Source organism: Bradyrhizobium sp. SZCCHNR1053 (assembly GCF_032381235.1).
GTDB lineage: Bacteria > Pseudomonadota > Alphaproteobacteria > Rhizobiales > Xanthobacteraceae > Bradyrhizobium.
The window spans coordinates 811,893-837,097 of the sequence record NZ_JAUHJM010000001.1; the positions used below are offsets into that span (position 1 = coordinate 811,893).

Annotated in this window: 20 protein-coding genes; 15 read left to right on the forward strand and 5 right to left on the reverse strand. The window is 65.5% G+C overall.

The window, feature by feature from the left end; all coding sequences use genetic code 11:
* Positions 1-205: 205 nt before the first annotated feature.
* Positions 206-1,450: a GNAT family N-acetyltransferase gene (locus QX051_RS03895; RefSeq protein ID WP_315775128.1), complete on the forward strand. Its 1,245-nt coding sequence runs from the start codon at positions 206-208 to the stop codon at positions 1,448-1,450.
* On the opposite strand, the gene QX051_RS03900 is transcribed toward QX051_RS03895, so the two are convergent.
* The gene (locus tag QX051_RS03900) at positions 1,447-3,717 is read right to left on the reverse strand and encodes an exopolysaccharide transport family protein (protein ID WP_315775129.1); all 2,271 of its coding nucleotides are present in this window, start codon (positions 3,715-3,717) and stop codon (positions 1,447-1,449) included. The genes QX051_RS03895 and QX051_RS03900 overlap by 4 nt on opposite strands.
* Positions 3,718-4,081: 364 nt before the next feature.
* Between QX051_RS03900 and QX051_RS03905 the strand changes: the two genes are divergently transcribed.
* From QX051_RS03905 to QX051_RS03915, 3 genes are all read left to right on the forward strand, one after another.
* Positions 4,082-5,215, forward strand: a complete 1,134-nt coding sequence (locus QX051_RS03905; protein ID WP_315740355.1) for a glycosyltransferase family 4 protein — start codon at positions 4,082-4,084, stop codon at positions 5,213-5,215.
* Positions 5,216-5,368: 153 nt separating this feature from the next.
* A complete protein-coding gene (locus QX051_RS03910; protein ID WP_315775130.1) occupies positions 5,369-6,898 on the forward strand; it encodes an undecaprenyl-phosphate glucose phosphotransferase in 1,530 nt (509 codons plus the stop codon).
* A gap of 87 nt (positions 6,899-6,985) precedes the next feature.
* The gene (locus tag QX051_RS03915) at positions 6,986-8,257 is read left to right on the forward strand and encodes an O-antigen ligase family protein (RefSeq protein ID WP_315775132.1); all 1,272 of its coding nucleotides are present in this window, start codon (positions 6,986-6,988) and stop codon (positions 8,255-8,257) included.
* Here the strand turns inward: QX051_RS03915 and QX051_RS03920 are convergent.
* Both QX051_RS03920 and QX051_RS03925 read right to left on the reverse strand, forming a co-directional pair.
* Positions 8,254-9,432 carry a saccharopine dehydrogenase family protein gene (locus tag QX051_RS03920; RefSeq protein WP_315775133.1) on the reverse strand — a complete coding sequence of 393 codons (1,179 nt, stop codon included), beginning with the start codon at positions 9,430-9,432 and terminating at the stop codon, positions 8,254-8,256. The genes QX051_RS03915 and QX051_RS03920 overlap by 4 nt on opposite strands.
* A 127-nt stretch (positions 9,433-9,559) precedes the next feature.
* Positions 9,560-10,345 (reverse strand): DUF169 domain-containing protein, encoded by a 786-nt coding sequence (locus tag QX051_RS03925; protein ID WP_315775134.1) that lies wholly within the window; start codon positions 10,343-10,345, stop codon positions 9,560-9,562.
* 186 nt (positions 10,346-10,531) lie between these two features.
* On the opposite strand from QX051_RS03925, the gene QX051_RS03930 reads away from it, so the two are divergent.
* Complete coding sequence (locus tag QX051_RS03930; RefSeq protein WP_315775135.1) at positions 10,532-12,379, forward strand: tetratricopeptide repeat protein; 1,848 nt, start codon at positions 10,532-10,534, stop codon at positions 12,377-12,379.
* On the opposite strand, the gene QX051_RS03935 is transcribed toward QX051_RS03930, so the two are convergent.
* On the reverse strand, positions 12,376-13,164 hold the full coding sequence (locus QX051_RS03935) for a YdcF family protein (protein ID WP_315775136.1): 789 nt from the start codon (positions 13,162-13,164) through the stop codon (positions 12,376-12,378). The two genes, QX051_RS03930 and QX051_RS03935, sit on opposite strands and share 4 nt — an antisense overlap.
* Before the next feature lie 130 nt (positions 13,165-13,294).
* On the opposite strand from QX051_RS03935, the gene QX051_RS03940 reads away from it, so the two are divergent.
* From QX051_RS03940 to QX051_RS03950, 3 genes are all read left to right on the forward strand, one after another.
* The gene (locus tag QX051_RS03940; RefSeq protein ID WP_315775137.1) at positions 13,295-14,236 is read left to right on the forward strand and encodes an acetamidase/formamidase family protein; all 942 of its coding nucleotides are present in this window, start codon (positions 13,295-13,297) and stop codon (positions 14,234-14,236) included.
* A gap of 956 nt (positions 14,237-15,192) precedes the next feature.
* Complete coding sequence (locus QX051_RS03945) at positions 15,193-15,390, forward strand: hypothetical protein (RefSeq protein WP_006614936.1); 198 nt, start codon at positions 15,193-15,195, stop codon at positions 15,388-15,390.
* Between the two features lie 87 nt (positions 15,391-15,477).
* Positions 15,478-15,954, forward strand: a complete 477-nt coding sequence (locus tag QX051_RS03950; protein ID WP_315775310.1) for a GcrA family cell cycle regulator — start codon at positions 15,478-15,480, stop codon at positions 15,952-15,954.
* Between the two features lie 170 nt (positions 15,955-16,124).
* Here QX051_RS03950 and QX051_RS03955 read toward each other — a convergent pair whose 3' ends face one another.
* The gene (locus QX051_RS03955) at positions 16,125-17,093 is read right to left on the reverse strand and encodes an SDR family NAD(P)-dependent oxidoreductase (protein WP_315774235.1); all 969 of its coding nucleotides are present in this window, start codon (positions 17,091-17,093) and stop codon (positions 16,125-16,127) included.
* A gap of 224 nt (positions 17,094-17,317) precedes the next feature.
* Here QX051_RS03955 and QX051_RS03960 point away from each other — a divergent pair, with 224 nt between their 5' ends.
* From QX051_RS03960 to QX051_RS03990, 7 genes are all read left to right on the forward strand, one after another.
* Positions 17,318-17,473 carry a hypothetical protein gene (locus QX051_RS03960; RefSeq protein WP_315740199.1) on the forward strand — a complete coding sequence of 52 codons (156 nt, stop codon included), beginning with the start codon at positions 17,318-17,320 and terminating at the stop codon, positions 17,471-17,473.
* Positions 17,474-17,893: 420 nt separating this feature from the next.
* Entirely contained in the window at positions 17,894-19,003 is a 1,110-nt protein-coding gene (locus QX051_RS03965; protein WP_315740200.1) for a BMP family ABC transporter substrate-binding protein, read from the forward strand.
* Positions 19,000-20,109, forward strand: coding sequence for an ABC transporter permease (locus QX051_RS03970; RefSeq protein ID WP_315775138.1), 1,110 nt, complete (start codon positions 19,000-19,002; stop codon positions 20,107-20,109). Before QX051_RS03965 ends, QX051_RS03970 begins: the two co-directional genes overlap by 4 nt.
* 3 nt (positions 20,110-20,112) lie before the next feature.
* Positions 20,113-21,039 carry an ABC transporter permease gene (locus QX051_RS03975; protein ID WP_315775139.1) on the forward strand — a complete coding sequence of 309 codons (927 nt, stop codon included), beginning with the start codon at positions 20,113-20,115 and terminating at the stop codon, positions 21,037-21,039.
* A 229-nt stretch (positions 21,040-21,268) separates the two neighbouring features.
* Complete coding sequence (locus QX051_RS03980) at positions 21,269-21,952, forward strand: isochorismatase family cysteine hydrolase (RefSeq protein WP_315774240.1); 684 nt, start codon at positions 21,269-21,271, stop codon at positions 21,950-21,952.
* 50 nt (positions 21,953-22,002) lie between these two features.
* On the forward strand, positions 22,003-23,478 hold the full coding sequence (locus tag QX051_RS03985) for an ABC transporter ATP-binding protein (RefSeq protein ID WP_315775311.1): 1,476 nt from the start codon (positions 22,003-22,005) through the stop codon (positions 23,476-23,478).
* Positions 23,479-23,633: 155 nt separating this feature from the next.
* Positions 23,634-25,193 carry an oleate hydratase gene (locus QX051_RS03990; RefSeq protein ID WP_315774242.1) on the forward strand — a complete coding sequence of 520 codons (1,560 nt, stop codon included), beginning with the start codon at positions 23,634-23,636 and terminating at the stop codon, positions 25,191-25,193.
* Positions 25,194-25,205: the final 12 nt, after the last annotated feature.

Consider the following 25,205-nt stretch of genomic DNA (forward strand, 5'->3'; position numbering starts at 1 on the left):
GGCGCGATCGCGTCATGATCACCGCCATCCGATGATAGCGATCGTCCGCCGTCAAGATCGCGTGGCCGCTGCCGATTTGAACAGGTCTTTGTTTGTGCCATTCCCGATTTGGGACGAAGTCATTGCCATTACCTTTTGTTGAGACTTCTTTGCGAGGGTCTCCCGACGTCAAGCAACAAAATTCCACGACAACGCGAGCTGCGCGATGACCATGGCCGCCGTGATCGAGAGCCGGACGGCGCAGGCGCCCGCGCGGCGACTGCCGTCGGGGCTCGCGCGGGTCGACATCGTGTCCGATCTGGCTGCCGCCGAGCCGGTCTGGCGCGCGCTCGAAGTCCCCGAACATGTCTCGACGCCCTACCAACGCTTCGACCTGCTCGGCGCATGGCAGCGCGACGTCGGCGCGCGCGAGCATGCGACGCCTTTCATCGTCATCGGGCGTGATGCCGAGCAACGCCCGCTGCTGCTGCTGCCGCTGACGTTGCGGCACGCCTGCGGCATGCGCATCGCCACCTTCATGGGCGGCAAGCATACGACCTTCAACATGCCGCTGATGGATCGCGAATTCGCCACGCGCGCCAGCGCCGGCGATCTCGACGTCCTGCTCGCAGGGTTGCGCGACCGCGGCGGTGTCGACGTGCTCGCCTTGACACAGCAGCCGCTGCACTGGCGCGATCTCGCCAATCCGCTGGCGCAATGGCCGCACCAGTCGTCGGTGAACGACTGTCCGGTACTGCTGATGCCGCCGGGGGCCGCACCGACGGCGCTGTTGTCGAATTCGTTCCGAAAGCGGCTGAAGAGCAAGGAAAAGAAGCTGCAGGCGCTGCCCGGCTATCGCTACATGGTCGCGAGCAGCGACGCCGAGATCGCCGAGCTGCTCGACTGGTTCTTCCGCACCAAGCCGGTCCGCATGGCCGAGCAGAGGCTTCCGAACGTGTTCGCGGAGCCCGGCATCGAGGCCTTCGTGCGAAGCGCCTGCATGGCAAAGCTCGACTGCGGGCATCGCGCCATCGATATCCACGCGCTGCGCTGCGATGCCGAGATCATCGCATTGTTTGCCGGCGTAGCCGACGAGGCGCGCTTCTCGATGATGTTCAACACCTACACGCTGTCGGAGAATGCGCGCTGGAGCCCCGGGCTGATCCTGATGCGCTCGATCATCGATCATTACGCGCAACAGGATTTTCGCGCCCTCGATCTCGGCATCGGATCTGACGACTACAAGCGGATGTTCTGCAAGGATGACGAGCCGATCTTCGACAGCTTCATGCCGTTGACCGCGCGGGGCCGCGTCGCCGCGACGACGATGGCTGCGGTTGGACGGGCCAAGCATGCCGTCAAGCACAGCCCTGCCCTGTTCCGTCTGGCACAGCAGCTGCGCGGCGCGCTGCGAGCGCGTGGCGGCGCCGCCAAGGTGGACGAAAAGGCCGACGAGAAGGCCCGAGACTAGGCGGCGACGCCGCGCGGCCCCGGCTGGTTGCGGTTGGCGCCTCCGACCGGTGCCTTCAGCATGGTGACGGCGCCGAAGCCGACCTCGCGCAGCTGCTCGCTCATCTGGCTGCGCGCCTCGGCAGGCATGTTGGGATCGGGCACGACGATGGCGCGCGCGCCTGCGGTCAAAAGCTCGGCCGGCAGGTCGGAGGCGTTGCCGGCGTCGAGCAGCACGTGGTCGTAGACTCGCAGCAGCGCATCGATCGCGAGCGCGAGCCGCGGCGATTGCAGTTGGCTGCGGTCGGCGCCGGGGCGGCCGGCGTTGACCAGATGCAGCCGCGAGGCCTGGTCCTTGGTGATGATGGACGCGAACGATGCCTCACCCAGCATCAGCTCGATGAGGCCGGGCGCGGCCGGATCGACCGACACGCCTGCAAGCAGTTGCGGGCTGCCGGCGAGGTCGACCAGCACCGCGCGCGCCTGCGCTGCCATGGTGCGCGCGATCGCGAGCGCGGTGGACGTGACGGCCTCGCCGCCGGCCGTACCGAGCACGGTGACCTTGCGGGCGCCCTCGCCCGCGGCGAGCAGATCGGATGCGAGCTGCTCGAACTCGTTCATCGGCGGCGGCTTGACCGGTTCGGGCGGGACGGCGGCCACCGCTGGCGGCACGACCGCGGCGGGACGCGCCGCTGCAGTCGATGCCGACGCGGCAACGGCCGGCGCTGCGGCGACCATGGGCGCCGCGATCATCGGCTCGACCCGGGCCGCGAGCACCATGACATCCGGCATCGCGTTCGCCGCTGGGATCTGGCTCGCTGGGCGCGGCGCGGTCAGACGCAGCAGCTCGCCGGTGATGACCACGCCCGAGGTCAGCATCAAGGTCGCCAATGTGGCGATCAGCACGATCGGCAGCTTCTTCGGGTACGCCGGCGTGTTGGACAGCACCGCCCGCGAGATGATCCGCCCATCCGCGGGCGGGGTGTCGAGCGACTCACGGGTGTTCGCCTCGCGGTACTTGGCGAGATACGATTCCAGCAGGTCGCGCTGCGACTTCGCATCGCGCTCCAGCGCCCGCAGCTGGACATCGAGGCCATTGGTGGAGGTGGCCTGCTTCTTGGCCTGATCGAGGCTCTGGCTCAGCATCTGCACCCGCCCGTCGGCGATGCGCGCGTCGCTGTCGAGCGAACGCGAGATCTTGCCGGCCTCGTCGCGGATCTGGCGGTCGAGATCAGCCAGTTGCGCTTTCAGCTCCTTGATGCGAGGGTGATTGTCGAGCAGCGTCGACGACTGCTCCGCGAGCTGCGCGCGCAGATTCACGCGCTGCTCGGACAGCCGGCGCATCAGCTCGGAGTTGACCACCTCGGACGCCTCGATCGGCTGGCCGCTCTGCAGCATCTCCCGGATCAGCCGTGCCTTGGTCTCGGCATCCGATTTCAAGGCGCGCGCATTGTTGAGCTGGGTGTTGACCTCGCCCATCTGCTGGTTGGACAGCGACGTGTTGTTGGTCCCCATGAACGAATTCGACTTGGCGCGGAACTCCTCGACCCGCGACTCCGCCTCCTCGACCTTCTTGCGCAGCCCCTGGATCTCCCCAGAGAGCCATTGGCTGGCCGATTTCGCCTGCGCCTGGCGGGCATTCTGCTGAACTACGAGATAGCCATCCGCGATCGAATTCGCGACTTGCGCCGCAAGCGCCGGATCCTGCGACTGGAACTCGACGACGAGCACCCGCGATTTGTCCACGGCGTAAACGGTCAAGCGCTCGTAATAGGCGTCCGTGACGCGCTCGTCCGGCGTCATGGCGAGCGGATCTTTCACGAGGCCGATCATCGCCGCGACCGACTTCAGCGGCGACACGCCCCGCAGCACGGGATCGAACTCTGGCAGCTCGCCCAGCTTGTTCTTCCTGATGATGTCGCGGGCCAGATCGCGCGACAGGACCAGTTGCACCTGGCTCGTGACCGCCTCGGCATCGAGTGCCGTCCGCTCTTCGGTGCGCTCCCCGTTCGGCCGCACGAATACGTTCTCGCGGCCGTCGATCAGAATCCGCGCTTCGGACTTGTAGCGCGGTGTGATCATGTTGACTGCGGCAATCGACAGAACGAGAGCGAGCAGCGTGGGCAGAAGGATGAAGCCACGCTTTCGCGCCAGGGCACGACCGACCAGCCGGATGTCGAGATCGCCGGCCGGACCGGGCTCCGCCGACGACGGCGAGCCTGTCACAGGTCGGGCGGAGGCTCCGTCAACCTGTGTCTTCTTGCCGGCACGCCAGAACGCCAACCGCATCATCCACTCCCGCGAGACCCGCGCCACGCCGCCACCATACGTGGTACAATTACACTCTATTAAGGTTGCTGACGGGTTAACCGGAGCGCCTGCAACCTCGCCCTATCGAACAATCGTCATCCTTCGCCATATGCTGCTCGCAACACGTGAGCTTGCGCCAGATCGTCACAATGCTGGTGCGAGCTTGCCTGGTAGTGACGACAAGTGAGACTTTGTTAACCATCAAGCCTCTATCGAGGTTGGAGCTATCGATATTCAGCGACGAGAGGCGCCCGTGCTTCCGCTATCCGCCAGTCGTCAGATCAGCTCGCGCAGCGGCGCCTGGCAAAACCAAGCGCAAGCCGAGGGCGCGGGCGAGTTCGACATGGCACCGTCGCAGAACAAACCTCTCAAAATCCTTCACGCGGTCAGAGCTCCCGTCGGCGGCATCTTTCGGCATATCCTCGACCTTGCCAACGGTCAGGTCGATCACGGGCACGACGTGGGCATCATCGCGGACAGCCTGACCGGCGGCGAACGCGCCGATGCCGCGCTGGCCCAGATCGCGCCTCGCCTGACACTCGGCGTGCACCGCATCCCCATTCATCGGGAGCCTTGGCCGAGCGACATTCTGGCACTGAGACGGTTTTATCGACTCGCCCGTACACTCGCCCCGAACGTTCTGCACGGCCACGGCGCCAAGGCCGGCGCATTCGTCCGCCTGCTGCCGCACCGGCCAGGAACGATCCGCATCTACACGCCTCACGGCGGTTCGCTGCACTACCCACGCGACACGTTCAAAGGCGCGCTGTATGGCCGGCTTGAACGTGCGCTGATGAACCGGACCGACCTCTTCCTGTTCGAGAGCGTATTCGCCCGCGATACCTATGAGCGCATGATCGGCCATCCTCAGGGACTGGTGAATTGCGTCTTCAACGGTGTCACTGCAGGCGAGTTCGACCCGATCGCGCCAGCCCGGGACCAGACCGACCTGGCGTATGTCGGCGAGTTCAGGCACATCAAGGGCACGGATCTGCTGATCGATGCCGTCGCGGAGCTGCGCTCCCGTGGCCGCCCGCTGACGCTGACTTTGGGCGGCGACGGCGAAGAGATGACGAAACTCAAGGCTCAGGTCGAACGCCTCGGTCTTGCGGCCGCGGTGCGTTTCATCGGCCACGTGAAGGCCCGCGACGGATTTTCCAAGGGACGACTGCTCGTCGTTCCCTCGCGTGGCGATTCCATGCCCTATGTCGTGATCGAGGCGGGAGCCGCCGGGGTTCCGATGATCGCGGCGAGGGTCGGCGGCATCCCTGAGATCTTCGGACCGCACGACGACGCGATGTTCATGCCGGGCAACGCGACCGCGCTTGCCGACGCAATCGCTGTTGCACTGGACGATCCGGCTACCACGCAACTGCGCGCCAAGGCGCTGCGCGAGCGGGTCTTCCAGCATTTCTCGCAGAAAGCGATGGTCGAGGGCGTGCTCGACAGCTACCGCGAGGCGTTTACCAAGACCTGACGTCATTTACCATCGCTAACCGTTTCTTCCGATTTGGCCCTTAATCCCGCCGGTGGGGAATTTCCCCCGGCGCCATGAGCGCTTACATGACCACAAATACTAACAAACATAATCCGGGCTTGTACGACTGTGGAACCGATCAACGCTCGCTCGATGTTGGATGCTGCTGCGGCGACGGCCGCATCGACCGCCGCGGCCGGACGGCCGGCCGTTGAACGGCGCCGCCGCCTGTCGCCGGCGGCCCTCGCGGTCGCCAATCAGAAGGTTCACCGCGCCTACTCTCCGATCGTCCTCGCCGGCATCGTTCGCATCATCGATTTCGTGCTGCTGAGCGTCGTCGGCAGCGTCATCTATTTCGGCTACGTGGTTCCGCTCAGCGGCTTCCATTGGGAGTATCTCGTTGCCATTCTCGGCCTGGCCGTGACCACGGTGGTGTGCTTCCAGGCCGCCGACATCTACCAAATCCAGGTCTTCCGCGCCCAGGTGCGGCAGATGACCCGGATGATCTCGTCCTACTGCTTCGTCTTCCTGCTGTTCATCGGACTCTCCTTCTTCGCCAAGATCGGCAACGAAGTCTCCCGTCTCTGGCTCGCCGCGTTCTTCTTCGTGGGGCTCGGCGCGTTGATCGCGAGCCGCGTCGTGCTGCGCAACCTCATCCGCAGCTGGGCCAGACAAGGACGCCTCGATCGCCGGACCATCATCGTCGGCGCCGACCAGAGCGGCGAGGACTTGGTGCGTGCCCTGAAGGCGCAGGACGACTCCGAGATCGAGATCCTCGGCGTGTTCGATGACCGCAACGACTCCCGCGCGCTCGAGACCTGCGCTGGCGCGCCGAAGCTCGGCAAGGTCGATGATATCGTCGAGTTCGCGCGCAGAACCCGCGTCGACCTGGTGCTGTTCGCGCTGCCGATCTCGGCGGAAACCCGCATCCTGGACATGCTGAAAAAGCTGTGGGTGCTGCCGGTCGACATTCGCCTTTCGGCCCATACCAACAAGCTGCGCTTCCGGCCGCGCTCCTACTCCTATCTGGGCGCGGTCCCGACGCTCGATGTGTTCGAGGCCCCGATCACCGACTGGGACCTGGTGATGAAGATGCTGTTCGACCGGCTGGTCGGCGGCCTCATCCTGCTGCTTGCGCTTCCGGTGATGGCGCTGGTCGCGCTCGCGATCAAGTTCGACAGCCCGGGGCCGGTGCTGTTCCGGCAGAAGCGGTTCGGCTTCAACAACGAGCGCATCGACGTCTTCAAGTTCCGTTCGCTCTATCACCACCAGGCCGACCCCACGGCGTCCAAGGTCGTCACCAAGAACGATCCGCGCGTGACCCGCGTCGGCCGCTTCATTCGCAAGACCAGCCTCGATGAGCTGCCGCAACTGTTCAACGTGGTGTTCAAGGGCAACCTCTCGCTGGTCGGTCCGCGGCCGCACGCCGTGCAGGGCAAATTGCAGAACCGGATGTTCGACGAGGCCGTCGACGGCTATTTCGCCCGCCACCGCGTCAAGCCCGGCATCACCGGCTGGGCGCAGATCAACGGCTGGCGCGGCGAGATCGACAACCAGGAGAAGATCCAGAAGCGCGTCGAGTTCGACCTCTACTACATCGAGAACTGGTCCGTGCTGTTCGACCTCTACATCCTGCTCAAGACGCCGCTGGCGCTGATGACCAAGAGCGAGAACGCCTATTGATATCGGGGATCCGGAGCGGGCACACGCCCGCTTCGCGCGTGTGTCTGGCCGATCCCGCCATGCGTTGCGTATGAGTGTGAGTTCGCGATGGCCATGACGGCGGCAGCCGGAGAGTTCGCATCGAGGCCGATCGCCCCTCCGGGCGTCGTCGCCCTGCAGCGTGCGCTGGTCTGGATGGTCGGGGTCTCCGGCGCCATCGTGTTCATCGAACCGAGCCCCTATGAGCTCGTCACGCTCGCCTCCGCCGCGGTGTTCTTCGCGACCGGCATGAGGCTGCGCCTCGTATTCCTGCCGCTCCTGCTGTTGCTGGTCCTGGTCAATCTCGGCTACACGATCAGCGCCATACCGCTGCTCGACGATTCCAAGATCGCGACCTGGATCGCTACCTCCTGGTACATGGCCTTCACGGCGATCTTCATCGCCATGCTGACGTCGGACGACACAGAAGCGCGGCTCGACATGCTCCGCCGCGGTCTCGTGATGGGCGGCGCGATCGCAGCCCTCGCGGGCGTCGCCGGCTATTTCCATCTGGTGCCGGGTGGATACGATCTCCTCACCCTGTATGGCCGTGCGCGCGGCACCTTCAAGGACCCGAACGTGCTCGGCGCGTTCCTGATCCTGCCGGCGCTGCTCGCGCTGCAGAACGCCGTGACCGCCCGCTTCGCCGCGACCTTGCGCGCCAGCTTTGCGCTCGGCGTGATGGCGCTCGCCATCCTGCTCGCCTTCTCGCGCGCGGCCTGGGGCGGCCTCGTCCTCACCGCCGCCTTCATGCTGGCGACGATGGTGCTCACCAGCCAGACGCGGGGCGAGCGCTCCCGCATCATCTTCATGACGTTGGCGGCCGCCGTGGCCGGCATCGTCCTGATCGGCGTTCTGCTCTCCATCGATTCCATCGCCGACATGTTCAAGCAGCGGGCAAGCTTCGACCAGAGCTATGACGAGGGCCGGTTCGGACGCTTCGGACGCCACATTCTCGGCGCCGACATGGCGCTCGACCTGCCGTTCGGGATCGGGCCGCTGCAGTTCCACAACTACTTCCCCGAGGACACCCACAACTCCTATCTGAACGCCTTCATGTCGGGCGGCTGGCTGTCCGGCATCTGCTATCCCGCGCTGGTGTTCACCACTGTCATTCTCGGCTTCCGCTATCTGTTCGTGCGCGTGCCCTGGCAGCGCACCTACATCGCAATCTTCGCAGCATTCCTCGGCACGGTCGGCGAAAGCTTCATCATCGACACCGACCACTGGCGGCACTTCTTCCTGATGCTCGGCACGATGTGGGGCATGATCGCCGCCACGCGCGCCCATCAGGCCGAAGCGAACCGATCCGCAGCGATCGGTGCGCACATCACCTCTTAATCCTCCACCGCAAACGTCAGCCCGGCATTATCCACCAGCCGCTTGATCAGGCTGTCGCGGAGCGCAGCGCCCGGGGTCCAGAATCCACCTTTCACGCCGGCGCCGTCGCGTAGCAGGCCGACGGCGCATTCACTGATCATCTTCGAGGTCGAACCGTAGCCGGGATCGCGGTTGCCCTTGACGGATGCGCGGACCTGGCGGCCGTCGGGGGCGATCGCGACGAAGAGAAGATTGTAGTAGCCGTTCTCGCGCTCCTCCTTCGAGGGACCCTCGCCCGGCTTCGGCGCGTTGGGGCCGGTTTTCTCGGCATTTGCCGCCATCACCTTCTTGGCGTTGGCCTCGCCCTTCTCGCCCGGGCCGGTCAGCACCATCTCGTCATAGACGAAGTCCTGCCCGTAGGGAAAACCCATCAGCATGTTGGAGCGGTGGACATTGCGGGTGTTGATCAGCGCCATCATGAACGGTGCCGTCCAGGACTGCAGATCTTCCTCATAGACGGGCTTGTTGCCCGACGGCTGCTTCGGGCCCTTGAAGCCGGGCGTCAGGGCGAACGAGTCCTTGAGGATCGCTACCAGGCTCAGATCCTTGGCGACCGCATCGAAGGTCGCCTTGGCGCTCGCCGCGGTGCCGCCCGAGAGCGTGCCGCTCATGCCGCGGACGCGGCCCTTCACGCGCGACGCTGCGGCGCCGAGCACCTTCTTGGCCTGCTGCTGCACGAAATAGACGCCGAGCTCGAACGGCACGGAATCGAAGCCGCAGGAGAACACGATGCGCGCGCCGCTGTTCTCGGCGGTGGCCTGATGCTTGTCGATCATCTGCCGCATCCACACCGGCTCGCCGCACAGATCGACATAGTCGGTGCCGGCTTCGGCGCAGGCCGCGACGAGCTCGTTGCCGTAGAGCTGATAAGGACCGACGGTGGTCAGCACCAGCCTGGTCTGCGCCACCATCGCCTGCAGTGACGCGGGATCTGAGGCATCGGCCGCGATCAGCGGCGTGTCCGCAGGCGCGCCGATCGCATCGCGCACGGCGGCAAGCTTGTCGAGGCTGCGGCCGGCCATCGCCCAGCGCAGCGAGCTGTCGCCGCGATATTGCGTGGTCAGGTATTCGGCGACGAGCTGACCGGTGAAGCCGGTGGCGCCGTAGACGACGAGGTCGAATTTGGAAGACGTCATTCTTGTTCCCTAGATCTGCTGCAAATGAGTTGCTCCGTCATTGCGAGGAGCGCTTGCGACGAAGCAATCCAGACTGTCTCTGCTGAAGGACTCTGGATTGCTTCGCTGCGCTCGCAATGACGATCACCTATTTCTTCCCATACGACACGCTCATGCCGGCGCGGACGTCGTTCTGGATGCCGTAGGGCGCGATCGGATAGCGCAGGCCGTTCCTGGCGAGCTGCTTCATGCCGGCGATCGCCTTGGCGAGATCGGACGGCTTCAGCGCCATCAGCATCTCTTCGTCCGGCACGCCGCCATAGCGGCGCTCAGCGAAGCATGGCAGCGACAGGCTCGGCTCGCCGGTTTTCAGCGCGCGTCCCCAGGAGTCGGCGCAGGCGGTCTCGCCGACGACGCCCCATTCGAACTTCTTGTAGCCTGTATATTGCAGGCCGTTGATCAGGATGATCATCTGTCCCGGCGTCGCATAAACGAGGCAGATGTCCGGCGGATCGAGCCGGCCGCTCGAAAGCGGGCTGACCGCCATGGCCTGGTAGCGGCCGAACGGCACGACGTCGAGCGCCTCCTGCCGCTTGCGCGCATCCTCGGCCGTGCCGTGCCAGACTCCGACATAGTTCTCGCCCTTGAGCCAGGTCTCGTCCTGCGGGCCGAGCCCGATCACGGCCCGGCATTGCGCGCCGACGAGATCGTCGCCGGTGATGCCGACGGTCCAGCCGAGCCGTGCGGCCATGCTGACGATCTGGTCGGTCGTGTGCACGGCGTTGGGACGGCGGATCTTCTCCACCGCCTCCATGTCGGCGACGCGGGCGAACATCTTGATGCCGATGACGGTCGTCTTCAGCCGCAGCAGGTTGTTGAGATCGGCGACCATGGCAACCAGATCCAGCCTGTCCGGCGCGCTCGGCTGTTGCATGTGGCGTTCCCCTCTGCCGCACCCATCGGATGGCGCGATCCGTGCGTTCGATGTCGGGCGCTTGTTAATGCCTTGCACCGGCCGAGGCCAGTATTTCTGCGCGACGCGCTCGCACGCCATACCATGATCCTTCTCGATGTCCCTAGAATCACTTATGAATTTTTGATCCTCGGACAGGGCCCCGCGATGAGCCAGCGCGACCGGAAAGATGGCGCGACAAGCGCGAAGGCCGGCCCCGGCGGAGCGCCGGTGCTGTCGCCGGCCGCGCTCTACGAGGCCGGGCTGCATCACCTCGGCGCCGGCCAGCTGCTCGATGCGCAGATGTGCTGCGAGCAGGCGCTGGCGGCCGACCCGAACCACGCCGACAGCCTCGCGCTGCTGGGCATCGTCGCGCTGCAGACCGGGCAGCACGACCACGCCGTGGCGTGGTTCTCGCGGGCCATCCGACAAACGCCGAAGATCGACTATCTCACCAGCCTCGGCTTCACCTTGAAGCAGATGGGCCGGCTCGACGATGCGCTCGCGGTGTTCGACAAGGCGATCCAGCTCAAGCCCGACGATGCCGAATTGTGGAAGCATATGGGCGGCGTACTGCTGGCGCTCGACCGCGGCGCCGAGGCGCTGCTGAGCTATCAGCACGCGCTGACGATCGATCCCGCCCACCGTGAGGCTGCGTTCCAGAGCGGCCTGCTGCTGCATCAGCAGCAGCGCTATGAGGAAGCCGCCCGAGCCTTCACGATATGCCTGACGCAGCGGCCGGACGACCTGCAGTCGCTGCAGATGCGCGCCCGGTGCCTCCGCGAGCTCAGACGCTACGACGCGTATCTGGCCGATTGCGAACGCGCGCATGCGCTGGCGCCGACAGAGCCGATGGTCTGCAACAATCTCGGTGATGCCTTTGTCTGTCTCGGCCGCAGCGCGGAGGCGCTGCCGTGGTTCGATCAGGCTCTGGCGTTGCGGCCGGACTTCGTCGAGGTGCTGCTCAACAAGGGTTTTGCGCTGCTGCAGCTGCTGCGTTTCGAGGATGCTGCTGCCGTCTACCGGCAGATTCTCGCGCTCGTCCCCGATCATCCCAAGGCGGCGTGGCAGCTCGCGCATATCGAGCTGCAGTGCGGCGACTTCGTCTCCGGCTGGGCCCGGCGCGAGGCCCGCTGGGCCATGCCGGATTTCTCGATCGACTATCCGCGCTTTGCCGAGTCCAAATGGCTGGGCCACGAGGACATCGCCGGCAAGACCCTCCTCATCGAGGAGGACGAGGGTTTCGGCGACACCATCCAGTTCGCCCGCTACGTGCCGATGGTCGCCGCGCGCGGCGCCAAGGTGATCCTGGTGGTGCGGGAGGCGCTGCGGCCGCTGATGGCCGGCATCGACGGCGTGACGCAATGCCTCGCCTACGCACCGGACCTGAAGCGGCCGGTCTTCGACATGCACTGCCCGGTGATGAGCCTGCCGCTGGCCTTCGGCACCACGCTCGATACCATTCCACCGCCAAGCTATCTCCCGCCACTGCCGGCCGAGCGCATCGCGGCCTGGGAGCGGCGGCTCCGAGCGCATGACCGGCTGCGGGTCGGTCTCGTCTGGTCCGGCAATCCGCATCAGGGCAACGATCGCAACCGCTCGATGCCGCTTGCGACCCTGCTGCCGCTGCTCGATCTCGGGGCGGATTTCATCAGCCTGCAAAAAGAGCTGCGGCCAGCCGACAAGGCCGTGCTGGCGCAGCAGAGCGGCATCCGCGACCTCACCGTCGAGTTGACCGACTTCGTCGAGACCGCGGCGCTGATCTCCTGCCTCGACGTCGTCGTCACCGTGTGCACCAGCGTCGCGCATCTCGCCGCCACGCTGGGACGTCCGACCTGGATCATGCTGCCCCATCTCGCCGACTGGCGCTGGCTCAGGGATCGCGACGACAGCCCGTGGTATCCGAGCGCGCGGCTGTTCCGGCAGGATTCGAGCTGCCGCTACGAGCCGGTCGTCGCGCGCGTGCGCGGCGAGCTGGCCGCGAAAGCGGCGAGCTTCAGCAAGACGATTGCCTAGGCCGGTCCCGGAAACAGATCGTCGATGCGGCCGCGCAGGCGGTAGGCCACGAGCCCGACCCATTCGCGCACCGCAATGTCGGCGCGACGCAGGCCGAGCAGCGAGATGCCGTCGAAGTCGAGCACGCGGCCGACGCGCCAGTCCACCGGATAGGGCTCGACCGGAAAGCCGGCCTTGCGGAACAGCCCGACCGACCGCGGCATGTGATAGGCCGAGGTCACCAGCAGCCAGCGCTCGCCCGGCTTCGGGGAGATCATCGCCTTGGAGAAGATCGCATTCTCGTAGGTGTTGCGCGACTGCCGCTCCAGCAACAGCCGCTCCCTGGGCACGCCGAGGCTGAGCAGGATCTCGGCGCCGACATCGGCCTCCTTGGCCTCTGTCGCGATCAGGTTGGCGCTGCCGCCGGTGAACAGGATGCGCGCATTCGGGTAGCGCCGCGCCAGCGCGGCGGCCTGGATCACCCGGTCGGCGCCCGCCACCGTCACCGGCATGCCGTACATGACCGACAGGTCGGAATCGACGGGACCGCCAAGCACGATGATGCCGTCCGGCGCGCCGCTCGCCGGGTCCCATTTCGGAAACCGGCTCTCCAGCGGATAGAGCATGAGGCTGCCGAGCGGCGTCAGGCCCACGATCGCCAGCAGCAGCATGGCAGAGACCACGAGCCTGCGGCCGAGCACGGCAAACCGGGTCAGCATGAGGATGGCGCCGAGCAGGCCCAGCGCGACCATGAAATTGGTCGGCAGTGCCAGCAGGCCGAGCGTCTTCGACAGGACAAAGAACATTGCGAGCTCCGGCGCGGGGTGAGGTGCCACGGCCGCCCTCATACACGACAGCCGCCATGCGTCGCCATCTCTCTGCGGCGGCCAGCAGATGCGCTATGCTCGGTCCCGAACCGGTACGAATGAGAGGACCATGGCCCATCACCATCTGCACGCGAGCCCCGAGACCTGCCATTGGGGCTTCTTCGAATCCCGGCTGAAGCCGGTGCTCACGATCGACAGCGGTGACGAGGTCACGATCGATTCGATCAGCGGCGGGCCCGACGTGGTGCCCGACACCAGCAAATTCCACGTGCCGCCGGAATTGTTCGACGTCCACGCCCGCAGCGAGCGCATGGTGCCCGGCCACATCCTGACCGGCCCGATCGCGGTCAAGGGCGCGGAGGTCGGCGACGTGCTCGAGGTCGACATCCTCGACGTCCAGCTGCGGCAGGACTGGGGCTACAATTTCATCCGGCCGCTGGCCGGCACCCTGCCCGACGATTTCCACGAGAGCCGGCTGATGAACATCCCACTCGACAAGACCAGGATGGTCGGCAAGATGCCGTGGGGGCTGGAGCTGCCGCTGGCGCCGTTCTTCGGCGTGATGGGCGTGGCGCCGCCGCCGGCCTGGGGCCGGATCACATCGCTGATCCCGCGGGCGATGGGCGGCAATCTCGACAACAAGGAGCTTAGGCCGGGCGCCAAGCTGTATCTGCCAGTGTTCGTGCCGGGCGCGCTGTTCTCCTGCGGAGACGGCCATGGCGTGCAGGGCGACGGCGAGGTCTGCGTCACCGCGATCGAGACCGCGCTGCAGGGCCGTTTCCGTCTCACTGTGCGCAAGGATCTCAAGTTCGACTATCCGCGCGCCGAGACGGCGACGCACTACATGACGATGGCGATGGACCCCGACCTCGACCAATGCGTGGTGCGGGCGCTGCGCGACATGATCGTGCTGCTGGGCGAGAAGCGCAATTTGTCGCGCGAGGACGCCTACACGCTGTGCAGCCTCGCCGCCGATCTGCGGGTGACCCAGACAGTCAATGGCTCCAAGGGCATTCATTGCATGATCGCGAAGGCCATCGTGCACGGGTGAAGATGGTCAGATCTGCGCAAACCAACTGCTCCCTGGGGTTATGGGTCCCGGGTCGGCGCCACGTCGCCGCTGACGCGTCGTGGCTTGCCCGGGACGACAACGGAGAATGAGGCGAGAGCGGAGCAACTCAGGGACAAGCGTCCGCATTCCCGCGGCAGGTCATGCCCGAGTTCTGCTGCAGCATCTCACCCTCTGAAAGGTCGGAGGGCGCAGGGAAGGCCAGGCGTCGGCTGACGCCCGCGGCCCGCCTGCGAGAAAAAATGCAGGCGGCAGGTACCACAGGTGCAGCCGAGAAACGCCCGGCCTTCCCTGCGCGATGGTCTTCACGCTTATACGCAGTCTGCCTGGTGCGCCGGGCTTGTTGGCCACCATACGCGATGATGCGCTTTCGCGTACCACCGCGGGGACACCAGCATCGGGGTGTCAGCACGCTGCGACTTCACGTCCGCGCCGAGCCGTTCGTCCGCGCGACCATAAGGACACGCTGCGGCTCCATCGCGGCCATCGCTCCCCGCCTCGCGTGTCGTGACGATCGCGCGCAACGCCCCTCCGGCTGAGGCGGGATGGCGACACTAAAGCACAATTTCCGGAAAAGCGAAAGAGATATTTCTGGAATGACGAATTTTCTCGCGGTGGCCGCGATGACCGTCCGCCTGCTCTGCAAAAATTTCAGCCAGGGTTCCCCAACCAGGCACCGTGGCACAACGGTGGTTGAAGAGACTGTCGGACACCGCGGCTCACGCGAATCTTCTCGACCCGTGCTTCGCCGTCTGATTCCGGCCCCGGACTCGCCGAGCGGGCGGAGAGTCACCGTCGCGACCGGCCCGGCCCGTCATATTTACATAAAATTCAATAACTTAACCAGTTATCCCCAAGTCGCTGTACAACCTATTAGATTCCTAATAGAGTCTAAAAAGTTACTTTTCTGTACACCGGTTACGGACTAGCTTTTAGGCATGGCGACGGAAAAAGCCGAAACTGACCGCATCCCCGTAACCCTAGCCCTGGCAACCATCGGCTATCTCGAAAAGCTCGTGAAACAGGGAACCCACGGCACCAGCGTTCCGGGTGTCTGCAGAACGTTGATTGAAGAAGGCATCCGGCTCGCCATCAAGGATGGGCTGCTGTCGATTCGCGACAACGGACGGGCGTAAGCTAGGGACACGCAACGCGGACAACAGTTTTCGGTGCAGCCGTCGGCCAGGACGATCCAGGACGGATCAAACTTGGAAGCGACAACAATGCCCGCCGAACGACAGACACTCCCCACCTGGACCGAGGAACGGCTCCAGGCCCTGAAGCAGCACTTTGAGGCCGGGCTGACCTGCCGAGAGATCGCCGCCGAGCTCGGCGTCAGCCGCAACGCCGTGATTGGCAAGATTTCCCGCCTGGCACTGACGCGCGACAATGGCGGCGATTCCAGGCGCGTGGTCCGCGCCGACACGACACGCGATGGCGCACGCCGTCCCGTGCCAAAGCTGCGCCGCCGCATCCTGCGCGCGGTCCAGAACGACCCGCCGCCTGTGATTGTCGAGGAGCCGGTCGGCACCGTCGTGAACGGCTGCTCGCTGTTCGAGCTCTCCAAGGAACGCTGCCGCTGGCCGATCTCGACGCCCGGCGCGGATGACTTCTGCTTCTGCGGGTCGAAGCCGATCGAGGGGTTGCCGTATTGCCCGAGCCATACGCGAATGGCGTATCGGGTGGCGTCGTCAAGGTAATGAGGGCGGCGTAGCAAAGATCCTACGGGCCTAACGGCTTTCACGCTTTGCCTAGTCTCCGCATTTTGCGGGGACGGCGCGGCGGCCTCGTCTCCCCTCCCCGCAAGGGGGAGGGGAGCTCACCGTCTCGGGGCGAGAGATCCCGTCCCAACTACACCAATGGACCTGCCCTACCCCAGCTTCCACCCCGCCTCCTGCGCGAAGCGCTGGAAGAATTCCGGCTCGTAGGCCTGCTCCGGCGACTGGCGGACGCGCAGGTCCAGCAGCTTGGCGTCCTCGCCCACCAGAATCCGCCACTGCTCGGCCTTGACGCCGTCGAGGATGATCTTGGCGGCCTGCGCCGCCGTGGTCGGGGCGTCCTCGAGGAAGCTGCGGGCGCGCTCGCGGGCGGCAGCCTGGATGTCGGCGTCGCTCATGGCGGCGACGTCGATGCCCATGCCCTGCATGCGCTGGCGGGCCAGGATGATCTCGGTCTCGCTGAGCTCGTCGGACTCGGTGCCGCTCTGCACCTTGCGCGAGTTGGAGACGATCGAGGTGCCGATATGGCCGGGCATCACCACGGAGCATTTGATGTGCGGCGCGTTGAGGCGGAGGTCGTTGATCAGCGCTTCGGTAAAACCCTTCACCGCGAACTTCGCGGCGCTGTAGGCGGTGTGCGAGACGCCCATGCCGACCGAGGCCCAGAAGCCGTTGACGCTCGAGGTGTTGACGATATGCGCCTCGTCCGCCTTCAGCAGCATCGGCAGGAAGGTGCGGACGCCGAGATAGACGCCGCCCCAGCAGATGTTGAAGGTGCGCTCCCACTGCTCGCGGCTGTTGGTGAACAGGCTGCCGCCGCCGCCGATGCCGGCATTGTTGAACAGCAGATGGATCTTGTCGGTGGCCTGCTGCTCGGCGAGCTCGTCGCGAAAGCGTTGGAGCTGCGCTTCGATCGAGACGTCGGCGACATGGGTGGTGACGCGCAGGCCCTGCGGCAGCTTCTCGGCCTCGCACAGCCGCTTGGTCTCGGCCATCGCCTCGACCGAGACGTCGCACATCGCGACGTTGCAGCCCTCGGCCACGAGCTGGCGGGCAAGCTCGCGGCCCATGCCCGTGCCGCCTCCGGTGATCACGGCGATCCTGCCGGCGAAATCCTTCATCAGATGCTCTTCCTTCCCTGCTGCGGGCGCAGCCCTGCCGCCCGGCCACTTCCTCGTTCTCTTCGCGGAACGCGTCCCGAGCTTAGGTCGTTTCGCGGGCCTGACCAGAGGGGATGTCGGGGATTTGCGTTGCAGCGCATGCAACGAAGATTTCAGCTCGGGGTTGAACCTTCTCGAGGGGTGTCCGACTTATCCCACGGGGAGGCAGGCTCGAGGAGGTTCGCATGGCGTACCAACAGGGGCACTGGCAGGAGGAAGGCTGGCGCGACACGATGGTCGATCCCGCGGGATCGGACGACGGCGCCTATGTGACGGGCTGGACGATCAGCGGGCTCGCTGTGATCGGCACCATCGTCGCGGTCTGGCTGCTCGGGATCTGAGACCCCAGACAGTCTGCAGCAGATATGAAAAGGGCTCGCTCACCGGCGAACAGCCTGCGGAGGACGATTGCGCCACCGCTCCTGCTCACTGCGACATTCGTTCTGCCTCGCTTTGAGCTGGCGGCCGCCGCCGCGTCGCAGCCTCTGGCTCGCGGGCACGGTTGGCGCCGGTCCCACGCGGCCGAACTCGTTGCATACAATTGAAGTCGATTGATTATTTTATAGGCCAAGACCGGGCGGGGAATTCGTCTGCCTAAGCTCCGATCATCTGCAAAATGGCGCCATTTCAACGACTTGGTGCGCCTGCCTGCCCGCGCGCCGCTGGCACAAAGCTTGCGATCACTCCCTTTCGAGGCTCCGCCGTGCCGGTGAAGCCGTGATGACAGCGCGGGCGGATCGACCCGCCGAGGGAGCTCACCAATGGACTTTGGCAGGATTTCACGACGGCATCTGTTGCAGGGTGGCGCGGCGCTGACGCTCGGCGCAGCCGCCGGCCTGCGGCCGGCCTTCGCGGCGGAGACGACGATCGGCTTCATCTATGTCGGCTCGCGCGACGACTACGGCTACAACCAGGCGCATGCGCAAGGTGCAGCGGCGCTGAAGAAGCTGCCTGGGCTGAAGGTCATCGAAGAGGAGAAGGTGCCGGAGACCGACGCGGTCGAGAAGACGATCGAGTCGATGATCAATCTCGACGGCGCCACCCTGCTCTTCCCGACCTCGTTCGGCTACTACAATCCGCACATGATCAAGATGGCCGCGAAGTACCCGAAGCTGCGCTTCGAGCACTGCGGCGGCCTGTGGAGCGAGAAGGACCCGAAGAACGCCGGCTCCTATTTCGGCTATATCGATGAGGCGCAATACATCGCCGGCATCGTCGCCGGTTATACGAGCAAGAGCGGCAAGCTCGGCTTCGTCGCGGCCAAGCCGATCCCGCAGGTCCTGCGCAACATCAACGCCTTCACGCTCGGCGCGCAGCTCGCGAACCCGAAGGCCACCACGCAGGTGATCTTCACCGGCGACTGGTCGATGCCGGTCAAGGAGGCCGAGGCCACCAACAGCCTGATCGACCAGGGCGTGGACGTCCTGACCTGCCATGTCGACGGTCCCAAGACGATGGTCGAGAACGCCGCGCGCCGCGGCGCCTTCGTCACCGGCTATCACGTCAACCAATCGCCGCTCGCGCCCAAGGCGTATCTGACCGGCGCGGAATGGAATTGGGAAGCGCTGTATCCGAAATTCGTCAAGATGCTCCAGGCTGGCGAGAGCATCCCGAACTTCTATCGCGGCGGCCTCAAGGAAGAAGTGGTCAAGATCTCGGCGTATGGCGAGGCGGTCTCCGAGCAGGCACGCAAGCATGCCGACGAAATCAAGAGCAAGTTCCTCGGTGAGGGCTACACCATCTTCAAGGGCCCGATCAAGGACAACAAGGGCAACACCGTGATCACCGCCGGGACCGAGCGCGGCCAGAAGGATCCTGAGCTCGAGAAGATGGACTACCTGGTCGAGGGCGTGATCGGAGCCACGTCGTGACATCAGAGGCGGCCGATCCGGTTGATGCGGCCGCCATCGCGCCGGCCGCCGACGCAGGTTTCCTGCAACGTTACGGCGGGAGCATCGAGTACATATTGATCCCGGGCGCGGCGCTTGTCGCCGCGCTCATCGTGTTCGGCATCTTCGTCGCGCTGTTCGGCAAGAACCCGCTCGATCTCTACTGGTACATGTATTACGGCGCCTTCGGCACCTGGTTCTCCTGGCAGAACACGCTGACGCGGGCAGCTCCCTTGATCCTGACGGCGCTGTGCACCGCCCTGCCCGCGCAATTGGGCATGGTGATCATCGGCGGCGAAGGCGCGCTGCTGATCGGCGCGCTGTCGGCGACCTCGGCGGCCCTGGCGCTGCAGGGCATGCCGCCGCTCGTGGTGCAGATCGCGATGGTGATCGCCGGCATGACCGGCGGCGGTTTGTGGATCCTGCTGTCCGGGGGCTTGCGCCAGTATCGCGGCGTCAACGAGACCATCTCCAGCCTGCTCTTGGTCTACATCGCGCTCGCGATCCTCAACCATCTCGTCGAAGGCGCGATGCGCGATCCGGCGAGCCTCAACAAGCCGTCGACGCGCGAGATCGGCGCCGCCAACATGATCGGCAGCATTCCCGGCACCGACGTGCATTGGGGCCTGGTGTTCGGCCTGATCGCGGCGATCGCGTCCTACGTGCTGATCTATCACACCACGTTCGGCTTCGCCGCGCGCGTCGCCGGCGGCAACATCCGCGCCGCCAAGATCGTCGGTCTGTCGGTCGGCAAATTGATCCTCACCGTCTGCTTCCTCGCCGGCGCCTGCGCCGGGCTGGCCGGCATGGTCGAGGTCGCCGCCGTGCAGGGCCGCACCAACGCCAATCTCGCCGTCGGCTACGGCTTCACCGGCATCCTGGTCGCGTTCCTGGCGCGGCAGAATCCGCTCGCCATCATTCCGGTCGCGATCCTGCTCGGCGGTATCAATGCGTCAGGCGGCCTGCTGCAGCGCCGGCTCGGCCTGCCCGATGCCTCGGTGCTGGTGCTGCAGGGCATCATCTTCATCTCGGTGCTGGCGAGCGACGCGCTTTACGGCCGCATCGGTTTCCTCAAAGGAAAGTCCTGATCCATGGCTGACGGCAATATCGGGCTCTGGACCGTGCCGCTCGCGGTGCTCGGCGGCGCCATCCGCGTCTCCACGCCCTTCCTGTTCGTGAGCCTCGGCGAATGCATCACCGAGCGCTCCGGCCGCATCAATCTCGGCCTCGAAGGCACGCTGGTAATGGGCGCAATGAGCGCCTACGGCATCTCCTATCTCACGGGATCGCCTTGGGCAGGCGTGCTCGCCGCCGGCCTGACCGGGGCGCTGCTCGGCGCATTGCACGCCGGCATCTGCTCGCTGCCGCGCGTCAACGACGTCGCGGTGGGAATCTCCTTGATGCTGTTCGGCACCGGCCTCGCCTTCTTCCTCGGCAAGCCGCTGATCGAGCCGACGGCGGCGCGGCTTCCGGCGATCGATTTCGGCTGGTGGAGCGACGTGCCGCAGGTGCGTGCGGCCTTGCGCATCAACGTCCTCTTCCTGCTCGGCGTCGTGCTCGCGCCGCTGTTGCTGTGGGCATTCCGAACCACGCGCTGGGGCCTCCTGATCCGCACCGCCGGCGAGAGCGCCGACGCGGCGCGGGCGATGGGCCATTCGGTGCTAATGATCCGACTGCGCGCCACCATGGCCGGCGGCTTCCTCGCCGGCATCGGCGGCTCGTTCCTGTCGCTGTTCTATCCCGGCAGCTGGAACGAGGGCCTGTCATCGGGGCAAGGCATCACCGCGGTCGCGCTCGTCATCTTCGCACGCTGGGACCCGATGCTGTGCCTGTGGGCCTCGCTGGCTTTCGGCGGTGCCGCCGCGCTCGGACCGGCGCTGCAATCGGTCGGTGTCACCTCCGGCTATCACTTGTTCAATGCCGCGCCCTACATCCTGACGCTTCTCATCATGATCATCACCTGCTCGCCGAAGCGCACCCTCAGCGGCGCGCCGGCCGAGCTGTCCATCACGCGGTGACAGGTAGTTGGCCATGAGGACAGAAGTTGGAGCGGGCACTTCCTTCGCGGCCATCCTTCGAGACGGCCGCCTTCGGCGGCCTCCTCAGGATGAGGAGTCTCTGCGCGGCAACATGCCCACCCTCATGGTGAGGAGCGTCGCACTTGCGACGCGTCTCGAACCATGAGGCCCGAGATGGTGCGGCGACGCAAGCACTGCCGATAGCTTCGACTGCTAAGGGAGACCACACATGACCGCGCGCACCATCCGCTCCGAGCCCTACGCCTGGCCGTATAACGGCGATCTCCGTCCAGAGAACACGGCACTGATCGTGATCGACATGCAGACCGATTTCTGCGGCGTCGGCGGCTATGTCGACAAGATGGGCTATGACCTCTCCTTGACCCGCGCCCCCATCGAGCCGATCAAGACGGTGCTCACGGTGATGCGCGCGCAGGGCTTCTGCATCATCCACACCCGCGAGGGCCACCGCACTGATCTGTCAGATCTGCCGGCGAATAAGCGTTGGCGCTCGCAACAGATCGGCGCAGGGATCGGCGACCCTGGCCCCTGCGGCCGCATCCTGGTGCGCGGCGAGCCGGGCTGGGAGATCATTCCCGAGCTGGCCCCGGCTCCGGGGGAGATCGTGATCGACAAGCCCGGCAAGGGCTCGTTCTGTGCGACCGATCTGGAGCTGATCCTGCGCCTGAAGGGCATCCAAAACATCGTGCTGACCGGCATCACGACCGACGTCTGCGTCCACACCACGATGCGCGAGGCCAATGATCGCGGCTTCGAATGCGTGCTGCTGTCGGACTGCTGCGGCGCCACCGACAAGGGCAATCACGACCACGCACTGAAGATGATCAAGATGCAGGGCGGCGTGTTCGGCGCGGTCGCGACCTCGTCGGCGCTGATCGAGGCGCTGTCGTGATCGGCGACGATCCGACGCCTGCGGGGGCATTCGGGGTCGAAGCGATCGCGATGACGATGCGCTTCGGCGCGTTCACCGCGCTCGACAATGTCGAGCTGAAGGTCAAGCCCGGCTCGTTCCACGCGCTGCTCGGCGAGAACGGCGCCGGCAAGTCGACGCTGGTCAAATGCATCATGGGCTACTACCGCCCGACCGAGGGCGACGTGCTGATCGGCGAGCGCGAACGGGAGATCAACAATCCCAAGGACGCGCATGCGCTCGGCCTCGGCATGGTCTACCAGCACTTCACGCTGGTACCGGCGATGACGGTGGCCGAGAACCTGGTGCTGGCGCGTGACGACATACCGGCGGTGGTCAACTGGGCCAAGGAGAGGAAGGAGCTGGAGGCCTTCTTGGCGCGCATGCCGTTCCGCGTGCCGCTCGACGCCAAGGTGTCGGACATCTCCGCCGGCGAGCGGCAGAAATGCGAGATCCTCAAGCAGCTCTATCTCAAGCGGCGCTTCCTGATCCTGGACGAGCCGACCTCGGTGCTGACGCCGGGCGAGGCGGATGAAGTCCTGGGCATGCTGCGCAAGATGGTCGAGGCCGGCGAGCTGACCATTTTGATGATCACCCACAAATTCCGCGAGGTGATGGCGTTCGCCGATGAGGTCACGATCCTCAGGCGCGGCAAGCTCGCCGGCCGCGGCAAGGTGTCGGAGCTGACACCGGACGACATGGCGCGGATGATGATCGGCGCCGAGCAGCTCACCGTACAGCCGGCGCGCTCCGGCGAGGCCGGCGTGGTCAGGCTCGAGGTCGACAAGCTGGTGGCACGCGACGATGCCGGCGGAGTGGCCGTGCATGATCTGTCGCTGACCGTGCGCGCCGGCGAGATCGTCGGCATCGCCGGCGTCTCCGGCAACGGCCAGCGCCAGCTGGTCGAGGTGCTTGCCGGCCAGCGTGAGGCCGAGAGCGGCGCTGTCCGTGTCTCCGGCCAATTCTATTCCGCGAGCCGCGAGGAGATGCGGCGCCACAAGATGTCGCTGCTGCCCGAGGAGCCGCTGAAGAACGCCTGCGTCGGCGGCATGAGCGTCGCCGACAACATCGCGCTGCGCGAGTTCGACCGCGCTCCGTTCGCCCGCGGTGGCTGGTGGCTGAACAAGTCCGCCTTCCGAAAGGATGCGACCGCCAAGATCAACCGCTACAAGATCAAGACCCGCACGCCGGATACGCCGATCTCGGCACTGTCCGGCGGCAACGTGCAGCGCGCCGTCCTGGCGCGCGAGCTCGGCCACGACGTCGAAGTGCTGATCGCCGCCAATCCGTGCTTCGGCCTCGACTTCGCGGCGGTGGCGCAGATCCATGCCGAGATCATGGCCGCCCGCAACCGCGGCGCCGCGGTGCTGCTGGTCAGCGAGGATCTCGACGAGCTGCTCGAACTCTCCGACCGCCTGGTCGTGATTTTCCACGGCCAGCTCGTCTACGAGACCCGCGTCGGCGAAGCCGACCTGACCGAGATCGGCCGCCACATGGCGGGACATTGAGCCGCATGCGGATAGACGACCTCAACGTGTTGACGACTAATTCATCCCGCCGCGGTAACATGACCCTCGGCGGGTTTTTATTCGGCTTTTGATACGCCGCGCCTGCCGGCATTTTCGTCATTGTGTTTCAAACCCTTGGATAGCAGGTCGATCTCATGAAGGCCTATTTCATCGGCGGCGGCATCGGCTCGCTCTCGGGCGCAGCATTCATGATCCGCGACGGCGGCATCCCCGGTCAGGACATCACCATTTTCGAGAAGCGCCTGCCCTATGGCGGCAGCCTCGACGGCACCAGGCTTGCCGACGGCTCCTACTCCATGCGCGGCGGACGCATGCTGACGACCGAACAATACGAATGCACCTGGGACCTGCTGTCGACGATTCCCAGCTACTCACGGCCCAAGGAGAACATCCTCAACGAAACCGTCGCCTTCAACGAGCTCCACGTCACGCACGCGCAGGCGCGGCTGGTCGATGCCAACCGGCACAAGGTCGACGTTTCCACCATGGGATTCTCGATGCAGGATCGCATCGAGCTGACGAGGCTCACGGAGACTTCCGAGGAGAAGCTCGGCAATTCGCTGATCTCGGACTGGCTGTCGCCGCCGTTCTTCACCACCAATTTCTGGTACATGTGGCAGACGACCTTCGCCTTCCAGACCTGGCACAGCGCCGTCGAGTTCAGGCGCTATCTGCGGCGCTTCATGAACGAATTCCCGATGATGAATACGCTCGGCGGCGTCAAGCGGACCGTCTACAACCAGTATGACTCGATCGTGCTGCCGCTGGTGCGCTGGCTCGAGGGTCGCGGCGTCAACTTCGTCGGCGGCGCCGACGTCGAGGACATCGAGATCGTCACCACGGACGGCCGCCACCGCGCGAGCCGGCTCGTGCTCAATCAGGACGGCGCACGCCGCAGCATCGATCTCGCGAGCGACGATCTCGTGTTCTACACCGCGGGCTCGATGACCGACGCGACCAGCCTCGGCAGCCATGACAGCCCGCCGAAGCCGCTTACCAAAGCCGACAGCCATGGCTGGACCTTGTGGGAGAAGCTCGCGGCCGGCCGGCCCGAGTTCGGCAATCCCGCCGTGTTCAACGCGTGCATCCCGGAGTCGAGCTTCGAATCCTTCACGGTGACCTGCCGCAATCCACGTTTCTTCGACGCGATGCAGGCCTTCAGCGGCAACGTCGCCGGCACCGGCGGGCTCGTGACCTTCACCGACTCGAACTGGCGCATGTCGATCGTGCTCTATACCCAGCCGTACTTTCCGAACCAGCCTGACGACATCCAGATCTTCTGGGGCTACGGCCTGTTTCCCGATCGCGTCGGCAATTTCGTGCCCAGGCCGATGTCCGAGTGCAGCGGCGCCGAGATCCTGAAAGAACTATGCGGGCACCTGCGCTTTCCGCTCTCGGTGTTCGCCGACGCGAGCTGCGTGCCGTGCTGGATGCCGTACATCATGAGCATGTTCATGCCGCGCAGCTATGGCGACCGGCCGCTGCCGGTGCCGCTCACCTCGCAGAATCTCGCCTTCATCGGCCAATATGTCGAGCTGCCCGAAGACGCCGTTTTCACGATCGAATATTCGGTGCGCGCGGCCATGCATGCGGTCTATCAGCTCTTGAAGATCGACCGTGCCATTCCGCCGGTCACGCCGTATGACAAATCGCTGAAGGTTTTGCTGCAATCGGTGGTGAAATCATTCGCATGAGGGACCACGCGA